7 protein-coding genes are annotated in these 9,157 nt (G+C 70.0%); 1 reads left to right on the top strand and 6 read right to left on the bottom strand.

Features of this window, described 5'->3' with window-relative positions; translation table 11 throughout:
* Positions 1–367: 367 nt before the first annotated feature.
* The 6 genes from corA to amrB all read right to left on the bottom strand — a co-directional run bounded on the left by corA (position 368) and on the right by amrB (position 8,706).
* Positions 368–1,333: a magnesium/cobalt transporter CorA gene (corA, locus tag C667_RS01855; RefSeq protein ID WP_004355864.1), complete on the bottom strand. Its 966-nt coding sequence runs from the start codon at positions 1,331–1,333 to the stop codon at positions 368–370.
* Between the two features lie 116 nt (positions 1,334–1,449).
* Positions 1,450–5,007, bottom strand: coding sequence for a transcription-repair coupling factor (mfd, locus tag C667_RS01860; RefSeq protein WP_245538404.1), 3,558 nt, complete (start codon positions 5,005–5,007; stop codon positions 1,450–1,452).
* Positions 5,008–5,522: 515 nt separating this feature from the next.
* A complete protein-coding gene (locus tag C667_RS01865) occupies positions 5,523–6,176 on the bottom strand; it encodes a dienelactone hydrolase family protein (RefSeq protein ID WP_004355871.1) in 654 nt (217 codons plus the stop codon).
* Between the two features lie 16 nt (positions 6,177–6,192).
* Positions 6,193–7,332 carry an AmmeMemoRadiSam system radical SAM enzyme gene (gene amrS / locus C667_RS01870; RefSeq protein WP_004355873.1) on the bottom strand — a complete coding sequence of 380 codons (1,140 nt, stop codon included), beginning with the start codon at positions 7,330–7,332 and terminating at the stop codon, positions 6,193–6,195.
* On the bottom strand, positions 7,329–7,895 hold the full coding sequence (gene amrA / locus C667_RS01875) for an AmmeMemoRadiSam system protein A (RefSeq protein WP_004355876.1): 567 nt from the start codon (positions 7,893–7,895) through the stop codon (positions 7,329–7,331). Before amrA ends, amrS begins: the two co-directional genes overlap by 4 nt.
* The gene (gene amrB / locus C667_RS01880) at positions 7,882–8,706 is read right to left on the bottom strand and encodes an AmmeMemoRadiSam system protein B (protein ID WP_004355878.1); all 825 of its coding nucleotides are present in this window, start codon (positions 8,704–8,706) and stop codon (positions 7,882–7,884) included. Before amrB ends, amrA begins: the two co-directional genes overlap by 14 nt.
* 120 nt (positions 8,707–8,826) lie before the next feature.
* Between amrB and C667_RS01885 the strand changes: the two genes are divergently transcribed.
* Positions 8,827–9,157, top strand: a 331-nt coding sequence (locus tag C667_RS01885; RefSeq protein ID WP_004355881.1) for a 2-C-methyl-D-erythritol 4-phosphate cytidylyltransferase, incomplete at its 3' end; no start/stop codon positions are given.

Genomic DNA, 9,157 nt, shown 5'->3' on the forward strand with positions numbered 1-9,157 from the left:
GCGGCAGCCGCGAATGGGGCGGTGCAGACTGCGACGTGATTGCGGCGGATCGACGCCGTCTTCGCGCCTGCCGGCGCTCCTAGAGGAGGCGTCGCGGGTGGAGCGCATGTAGGAGCGGCGGCAGCCGCGAATGGGGTGGTGCAGCTTGCGAGGTGGTCGCAGTGGATCGATGCCGTTTTCGCGCCTGCCGGCGCTCCTACAGGAAGCGTCGAGGCTGGAGCGGCATGTAGGAGCGGCGGCAGCCGCGAATGGGTCGTGCAGATTGCGACGTGGTCGCAGTGGATCGATGCCGTTTTCGCGCCTGCCGGCGCTCCTACAAAAAACCGGCGGGGCTGGAGCGGCCTGTGGCGCGGCGGCGGCCGCGAGGCTACAGCCATCTCGCCTTGCGGAAGCGCCACCACAGGAAGGCGCTGGCGCTGGCGATCACGCCGAGGCCGAACAGGTAGCCGTATTCCCACTCCAGCTCGGGCATGTGGGCAAAGTTCATCCCCCAGATGCCGGCGAAGGCGGTGGCGACGGCGAAGATGCCGGCCCAGGCGGCGAGGCGCTTGCTGACCTCGGTCTGGTCGATGGTGACCAGCGAGATGTTGACCTGGATCGCCGTGCCGATGGTCTCGCGGATGCTGTCGAGCGAGGCGTTGATGCGGGCGAGGTGGTCGTAGACGTCGCGGAAGTAATGCCGGCTCTTCGCGCAGACCTCGGGCACGCGCCCGCTGTGCAGCTTGCCGGCGGCCTCCATCAGCGGCAGCACCGCGTGCTTGAGCAGGGTGACCTTGCGTTTCAGGCGGTACAGGCGGCGGATGTTGGTATTGCCCGCGCCCTTGGTGAAGATGCGCTCCTCCAGGGCCTCGACCTCGGATTCGAGCTTGTCGATGAGCGGGAAGTAGCCGTCGACCACCGCGTCCATCAGCGCATACAGCACGTAGCCCGGGCCCTTGGCGAGCATCTTCGGCTCGCGCTCGCAGCGCGCGCGCACGCCGAGGAAGTCGCGCGCGTGGTTGTTGCGCACCGACAGGATGTAGTTGGTGCCGACGAAGACGTGCACCTCGCCGACCTCGAGCTTGCCCTCGCGCTCCTCGACCAGGTGCATGACCACGAAGAGCTCGTCGTCGTACTCCTCGACCTTGGGGCGCTGGTGGCGGTGGTCGGCGTCCTCGACGGCGAGCTCGTGCAGGCCGAACTCCTCCTTCATCACCGCGAGCTCTTCGGCGCTGGCGTCCTTGAGCGCGACCCAGACGAAGGTCTCGGGCTGCTGCACGTACTCGCTGATGTCCTCGACCGGGATGTCGGCGAGCTTGCGGCCGTGCTGGTAGGCGGTGCAGTTGATCAGCATCGCGGTCTTTCCTTGATCAGGTCCTCAACTCGCTGATGTCCTCGACCGGGATGTCGGCGAGCTTGCGGCCGTGCTGGTAGGCGGTGGAGTTGATGAGCATCACGGTGCGTCCTCGCTCAGGTCTTCAACGCCTTCGCTTTTGCGCCGTCGGCCTTTGCGCCGTCGACCTTCGGCTCATCGGCCCTCACCGCGTCGAGCAGGTCCTTCACCGCCTTCACCCGCTCCTTGAGGTTGGGCAGGCTGGCGCGGCGCACCAGCTTCTCGGGGCCGGCCATCTTGGTGCTGCGGTCCTTCTGGATCAGGAAGATGACCTTGACCGGGTCGATCGGTGCGTCCTTGGCGAACTGCACGCTGATCTGCGCCTCCGACGCGTCGAGCTTGTTCACCCCGTAGTCCTTCACCAGCATGCGCAGGCGGTGGGTCTCGACGAGCGCGGCGGTCTGCGGCGGGAGTTCGCCGAAGCGGTCGATGAGCTCCTCCTGCAGCGCGCGCAGGTCTTCTTCCAGCTCGCAGTTGGCCAGGCGCTTGTACAGCGTCAGGCGCTCCTGCACGTCGGGGCAGTAGTCGGTGGGGAGCAGCGCCGGGGTGTGCAGGTTGATCTCGGAGACCACCTCCAGCGGCTGCGACAGGTCGGGCTCCTTGCCGGCCTGCAGGTCCTTGACCGCGCGCTTCAGCATCTCGGTGTACAGGCTGAAGCCGACCTGCTGGATCTCGCCCGACTGGTTCTCGCCCAGCACCTCGCCGGCGCCGCGGATCTCGAGGTCGTGCATCGCCAGGTAGAAGCCGGAGCCGAGGTCTTCCATCATCGCGATGGCTTCGAGCCGCTTCTGCGCCTGCGCGGTGGGCTTGGCGCCGGGCATGGTCAGCAGGTAGGCGTAGGCCTGGTGGTGGCTGCGCCCGACGCGGCCGCGCAGCTGATGCAACTGCGCCAGGCCGAAGCGGTCGGCGCGGTTGATGAGGATGGTGTTGGCGGTGGGGATGTTGATGCCGGTCTCGATGATGGTGGTGCACAGCAGCAGGTTGGCGCGCTGCTGGGTGAAGTCGCGCATCACGCGCTCGAGCTCGCGCTCGGGCAACTGGCCGTGGCCGACCACGATGCGCGCCTCGGGCAGCAGCTCCTCGAGGTCGTCCTTCATGTTCTCGATGGTGTCGACCTCGTTGTGCAGGAAGTAGACCTGCCCGCCGCGCTTGAACTCGCGCAGCACCGCCTCGCGGATCACGCCGCGACTCGACGGCTGCACGAAGGTCTTGATCGACAGGCGCTTCTGCGGCGGCGTGGCGATCACCGAGAACTCGCGCAGGCCCTCCATGGCCAGGCCCAGGGTGCGCGGGATCGGGGTGGCGGTGAGCGTCAGGATGTCGACCTCGGAGCGCAGTTGCTTGAGCGACTCCTTCTGGCGCACGCCGAAGCGGTGCTCCTCGTCGATGATCACCAGCCCCAGGCGCTTGAAGACCACGTCCTTCTGCAGCAGGCGGTGGGTGCCGATGATGATGTCGACCTTGCCTTCCGACAGCTGCTGCAGGGCTTCGGCCTGCTCCTTGGCGGACTTGAAGCGCGACAGCTCGGCGATCTTGATCGGCCAGTCGGTGAAGCGGTCGGCGAAGGTCTGGTAGTGCTGTTCGGCAAGCAGGGTGGTCGGGCACAGCACCACCACCTGCTTGCCGTCGGCGACCGCGATGAAGGCGGCGCGCAGCGCGACCTCGGTCTTGCCGAAGCCGACGTCGCCGCACACCAGGCGGTCCATCGGGCGGCCGGACTTCATGTCGCTCACCACCGCGTCGATGGCCGATTGCTGGTCGGGCGTGGTCTCGAAGCCGAAGGCCTCGGCGAAGGCCTCCAGGTCGTGCTGCTTGAAGTCGAAGCGGTGGCCGGGGCGCGCGGCGCGCTGGGCGTAGAGGGCGAGCAGCTCGGCGGCGGTGTCGCGCACCTGCATCGCGGCCTTCTTCTTGGCCTTCTCCCACTGGCCGGAGCCGAGGCGGTGCAGGTCGATCGCGTCCGGGTCGGCGCCGGCGTAGCGGGTGATCACGTGCAGCTGCGACACCGGCACGTAGAGCTTGTCGCCGCCGTTGTATTCCAGGTGCAGGAACTCGGTGTCGCCCTCGCCGAGGTTCATGTGCAGCAGGCCGAGGTAGCGGCCGATGCCGTGCGACACATGCACCACCGGGTCGCCGACCTTGAGCTCGGACAGGTCGCGCAGCCAGCCTTCCATGGTGGCCGCCTTGCGGCTGTCGCGGCGGGCGCGGCTGCGCGCGGTGGCGGCGTAGAGCTCGGTCTCGGTGAGCACCGCGAGCTTTGCGGTCGGCAGCACGAAGCCGCGCGCGAGCGGGGCGACGCCGAGCGCGAGGCGGGCGTCGCCATCGAGGAAGGCGCCGAAGTCGGCGCTGGCCTCGGGCTTGACGCCGTATTCGGCGAAGAACTCGGCCATGGTCTCGCGCCGGCCGGGCGAGTCCGACAGCAGCAGCACGCGGCCGTCGAAGCCGTCGAGAAAGGTCTTGAGCTTGTGCAGCGGGTCGGTGGCCTTGCGCTCGACCGCGACCTCGGGCGGCGGCAGGGCGAGCGCCTGGGGGGCGTCGGCCGCCGGGGTCTCGGCTGTTGCACGGATCGAGTCGGCCGCCGCAGCGGCCGTGATCTCGGCCCCGATCGCCAGGCGCGGCAGGTTCTTCAGCGCGACGAAGAAGGCCTCGTCGGTCAGGAAGAGCTGCTCGGGCGGCAGCACCGGGCGGGTGCGGTCGCCCTTCAACAGGTCGTGGCGCGAGCGCGTGTCCTTCCAGAACTCGGCGATCGCCGCCGGCACGTCGCGGTGCAGCAGCACCGGCGTCTCGGCGGGCAGGTAGTCGAGGAGCGTCGCGGTGTCGTCGAAGAACAGCGGCAGGTAGTACTCGATGCCGGCCGGCGCGATGCCGTTGGAGACGTCCTTGTAGATCGAGGCGCGCGTGGGGTCGCCCTCGAAGGTCTCGCGGAAGCGGCTGCGGAAACGCGTGCGCCCCTTGTCGTCGAGCGGGAACTCGCGCGCCGGCAGCAGGCGGATCTCCTTGGTCGGATATACCGTACGCTGGGTGTCGGGGTCGAAGGTCTTGATGCTCTCGACCTCGTCATCGAACAGATCGATGCGGAAGGGCAGCGGCGAGCCCATCGGGAACAGGTCCACCAGCCCGCCGCGCACCGAGAATTCGCCCGGGCTCACCACCTGTGTCACGTGCGCGTAGCCGGCGAGCGCCATCTGCGCCTTGAACTGCTCGACGTCGAGCTTTTCGCCCTGCTTGAGGAAGAAGGTGTAGGCGGCCAGGTAGGCGGGCGGCGCCATGCGGTAGAGCGCGGTGGACGCCGGCACCAGCACGAGGTCGGTCTCGCCGCGGCTGATCGCGTAGAGCGTGGACAGGCGCTCGGAGATCAGGTCCTGGTGGGGCGAGAAGCTGTCGTAGGGCAGGGTTTCCCAGTCGGGCAGCAGGTGGGCGCGCAGGCCGGGCGCGACCCAGGCGATCTCGTCCTGCAGGCGCTGGGCGTCGAGCGGGTTGGCGGTGATCACCACCAGCATGCGGCCGCGGCTGGCGAGCTGGGCGATGGCGAGCGCGTCGGCCGAGCCGGCGAGCGGGTCGAGCTCGAGGCGGCCACCGGGCTTGGGCATCCTTTGCGTGGACAGCCGGGAGAGGAGGGCGTCTAGGGAGAGGGACATCGTGTCTTCGTGTGCGTCGGACGCATGCGGCGGGAATCCGCGGGAAACGCGTGCGGGGAAGGGGGGAATTATCCTTCATCCCGCGCGCTGCGGGCACCGGGGAATGCGCTGCGGGGCGCGCACGGCGATTGTTCGCGCCTGCCGGCGCTCCTGCATCGCATCCGGAGCGTGGTGCCTTGGGTTTGTGGTTGTTCGCGCCTGCCGGCGCTCCTACCCATCCCACCCGGGGCGTGGTGCCATGGGTTTGTGGTTGTTCGCGCCTGCCGGCGCTCCTACATCCCACCCGGGGCGTGGTGCCTTGGGTTTGTGGTTGTTCGCGCCTGCCGGCGCTCCTACATTCCATCCGGAGCGTGGTGCCTTTGATCCTGCGGTTGTTCGTGCCTTCGGGCGCTTTTGCATGCCCTCTGGACGCGCGGTGGTTCATGTAGGAGCGCCGGCAGGCGCGAAGCGGGCGTTCCCGCCGCACCGCCGCAGTCCCTGGCCGCTTCCCGTCCCCCGCTTTCCGTCCTCGCCCCCTAACCCGTCGCCGACTGCGCCGCCACCCCGTGCTGCTCCAGCCAGGTCGCCGCCGCCCGCGCCAGCAACTGCTCCTGCAGCCTCGGGTCGCGGGCGTCCGGCAGGGCGAGCCAGTGGCGCGGGCCGCCGACGAGGCCGAACGCCTTCTCGAGGATCGCGCTCGACGCATTGCCCGGGCTGATCACGAAGCGCACCGGGCAGCGCAGCGTGCGCAGCGGCTCGGCGCCGGCGAGGTCGGCGCGGCCGTCGAGGCAGGCGAGGGCGGTGAAGCGCTCGGGCACCTTGACCGCCGCGCGGATGGCCGCCGCGCAGCCGGTGTCCTGCGCGATCAGTCCCAGCGGCAGCGCGGCGAGCGGTGGCTGGTGCAAGGCCCATTCGGCGGCGCACAGGATGCGCTCGGTGAGCCGCGGGATGTTGTAGGGCGCGTCGGGGTCGCGCGCGACCTCCTGGCGGGTGAGCAGGTCGAGCGTGAGCGTGGCGAAGCCATGCGCGTGCAGCTCGGCCTCGAGCGGCGGCGTCACCGCGCCGAGCGGCGGGTGGCCGGTGGAGTGGAGGTGGATGGCGAGCCCGCGGACGTCGGGCGCGTGGCTCAGGAGACCGTCGAGCCAGACGCCCTGGGCGGGCATGCTGATCGGAGTGTTGCGCAGTTTCACGTTCCGTTTGGCCTGCTCAGGCAAGGCGGCGATGGATGGCGACCGGGATGCGGCGCGCGCCGAAGGCCTCGCCCACCGCGGCGCCCACCGCGCCGAAGCGGCCGGCGAGCACGCAGCCGCAGTGCGGGCAGTGGCCGTCGGCGCCGAGGGCGTAGCGGCGGATCTCGTACCAGTCGCGCACGATCAGGGTCTCGCCGCAGCTCGCGCAGCGGGTCGTGTCGCCCTCGGTGTCGTGCACGTTGCCGGTGTAGACGTGCTTCAGCCCGGCGTCGAGCGCGATGCGGCGCGCGCGCGTAAGTGTGGCGGGCGGCGTGGGCGGCAGGTCGTCCATCTTGAAGTCGGGGTGGAAGGCGCTGAAGTGCAGCGGCACCTCGGCGCCGAGTTCCTTGCGCACCCAGCCGGCCAGCGCGCCGATCTCGCTGTCGGAGTCGTTGTGGCCGGGGATGAGCAGGGTGGTGAGCTCGACCCACACGTCGGTCTCGTGGCGCAGCCAGACCAGGGTGTCGAGCACCGGCTGCAGGTGGGCGCCGCACAGCTTGACGTAGAAGTCGTCGGTGAAGCCCTTGAGGTCGACGTTGGCCGCATCCATGCGCGAGAAAAAGTCGCGCCGCGCGCACTCGGAGATGTAGCCGGCGGTCACCGCGACGGTCTTCAGCCCGCGCGCACGGCAGGCGTCGGCGACGTCCATCGCGTACTCGGCGAAGATCACCGGGTCGTTGTAGGTGAGGGCGACGCTGTGGCAGCCCCAGTGCAGCGCGGTCTCGGCGATCTCCGCGGGCGAGGCCTGGTCCATCAGCGTGTCGAGGTCGCGCGACTTCGAGATGTCCCAGTTCTGGCAGAACTTGCACGCCAGGTTGCAGCCGGCGGTGCCGAACGAGAACACCTTGCTGCCCGGGTAGAAATGGTTGAGCGGTTTCTTCTCGATCGGGTCGATGCAGAAGCCCGAGCTGCGCCCGTAGGTGGTGAGCAGCATGTCCTCGCCCTCGCGCATGCGCACGAAGCAGGCGCCGCGCTGCCCGGGGTGGAGCTTGCACAGGCGCGGACACAGGTCGCACTGGTAGCGACCATCGTCGAGACGATGCCAGTAGCGCGCGGGATGGCGGCTGCCGACCTCGGGGCGGCCTGCGTCGGCCGCCGGCTCGGGCTGGGTGTTCATGAGGCCTCCCGTTCGGACTCCTTCCACTTCTCGACGTGATAACGCGCGGCCATCAGCTCGACCACCTCGCGGTTGGTGGGCAGGCCGGCCTTGTGCTTGAGCGCGGCGAGGAACTGGCGCGGCTCGGGCAGCTGCTCCCACACCTGGGGCAGGAAGGTGGCGCTGTGGCAGCCGGAGAAGATGATCAGCCCGTCCTCGCCGGGACGCAGCTGGGCGAGCAGCTCTTCCTCGCCGAAGAAGTCGAGGAACTCGGGCTCGGAGAGGATGGAGACCTCGATCGCCACCGCGTCGAGCTCCTCGGCGGCGAGCCGCTCGAAGCGCGAATCCTCGAAGGCCGCCGCGAGCGCGTTGTGGATCACGTCCTCGCCGAGCTCGCGCGAGCGCCGTAGGCTGCCGATGCAGCCGCGCAGCTCGCCGTCCCTGGCGAGGGTGATGAAGGTCGCGCCCTTCTCGCGCAGGCGCGGATCGTCCGGGACGACCGGGGCGGGACCGCGGCCGAGGCGGTGGGCGATCGCGGCGCGGGCGAGCGCGAGCAGGGTGGTACCGAAATCAGTGTCGGGCATGGCTTGGGGGTTCCGCTTCACAAAAGGCGATGCTGGTGTAGCCGACGACGCGCGAGCGGTCGCCCGCGGTGTCGCCGGAGTTGCGCAGGTCCAGCAGGTGGGCCTGCAGGTGGTGCTTGCGGGCGGCGTGCAGCAGCCCGTTGATCGGGGTGGCGCCGCAGGCCTGCTCGTGGTTGAGCCCGGCGCGCAGCTCGAGCACCTGGTCGACCGCGGCGCGGTCGGACCATTGTGCCTCGCGGTAGCTCAGGTAGTGCGAGAGGTCCGAGCTGATCAGGATCAGGGTCTCGGGGCCGCCCCACAGGCTCTCGATGAGGCTGGCGGTGGCTTCGGGCGAGGCGTCGCCGACCAGCACGGGGACGATCTCGAAGCGCTCGAGGCAGACCTGCAGGAAGGGGAGCTGCACCTCGAGGCAGTGCTCCTCGGCGTGCGGGCGGTCGTCGACCAGCACGTCGTCGCGTACCTGCAAGGCCTCCCAGTCGCCGCGCGCGACCGGTACCTCGCCGAGCGGCGTGGCGAAGCGCTGCGCCGCCGGCAGCGCGAAGCCGCGCACCGCCACGCGATGCGTGGGGCCGAGCAGCACGACGCGGCGGATGCGCTCGCGCAGCGGCGCGAGCAGCGCGTAGGCGCTCGCCGCCACCGGCCCGGAATACATGTAGCCGGCGTGCGGCACGATGATCGCCTTGGGCGCGGGCGCCGACTCGAAGGCGACGGCGGTGGAGAGCATCTCGGCGAGCTGGGTGCGCAGCACGCGCTCGTCGCGGGGATAGAACTGCCCGGCCACGGCTGCCGGGCGGATCGAAGCGAGTGCCATGGTGCAATCCTGCGGGGATGTCAGCGTTGGAACATTTCCCATTATAGGCAGCCCGGCCGGGATCGTCCCGCCTCGAAACCCGTGCTTGCACAAGCCCGCGCCACGGGCGGCGCGGCTAGAATGCGCGCCATGCAGACCACCCACCCACGCCATTTCGCCATCGTGCCCGCCGCAGGCAGCGGCTCGCGCATGGCTGCCACCCGCCCCAAGCAGTATCTGTCGCTGCTCGGCCGCCCCCTGATCCACCACGCGCTCTCGGTGCTGTGTGCCGCGCCCGCGGTCGACGCGGTCTTCGTCGTGCTCTCGGTGGATGACACGGAGTGGGCCACGCACGACTGGAGCGCGCTCGGGCCCAAGCTGCGCCCGCTCTTCTGCGGCGGCGCCACGCGCGCCGACAGCGTGCTCGGCGGCCTGCGCGCGATCGCCGGCGAGGCGGCGGCGGGCGACTGGG

The sequence above is a fragment of the Thauera phenylacetica B4P genome (genome assembly GCF_000310225.1).
GTDB classification, from domain to species: Bacteria; Pseudomonadota; Gammaproteobacteria; order Burkholderiales; family Rhodocyclaceae; genus Thauera; species Thauera phenylacetica.

Bases quoted from the DNA above. Each gene is read 5' to 3' on its own strand.
- amrA (WP_004355876.1), bottom strand. From the start codon at position 7,895: ATGCCCGACACTGATTTCGGTACCACCCTGCTCGCGCTCGCCCGCGCC.
- corA (WP_004355864.1), bottom strand. From the start codon at position 1,333: ATGCTGATCAACTGCACCGCCTACCAGCACGGCCGCAAGCTCGCCGAC.
- amrB (WP_004355878.1), bottom strand. From the start codon at position 8,706: ATGGCACTCGCTTCGATCCGCCCGGCAGCCGTGGCCGGGCAGTTCTAT.
- mfd (WP_245538404.1), bottom strand. From the start codon at position 5,007: ATGTCCCTCTCCCTAGACGCCCTCCTCTCCCGGCTGTCCACGCAAAGG.
- amrS (WP_004355873.1), bottom strand. From the start codon at position 7,332: ATGAACACCCAGCCCGAGCCGGCGGCCGACGCAGGCCGCCCCGAGGTC.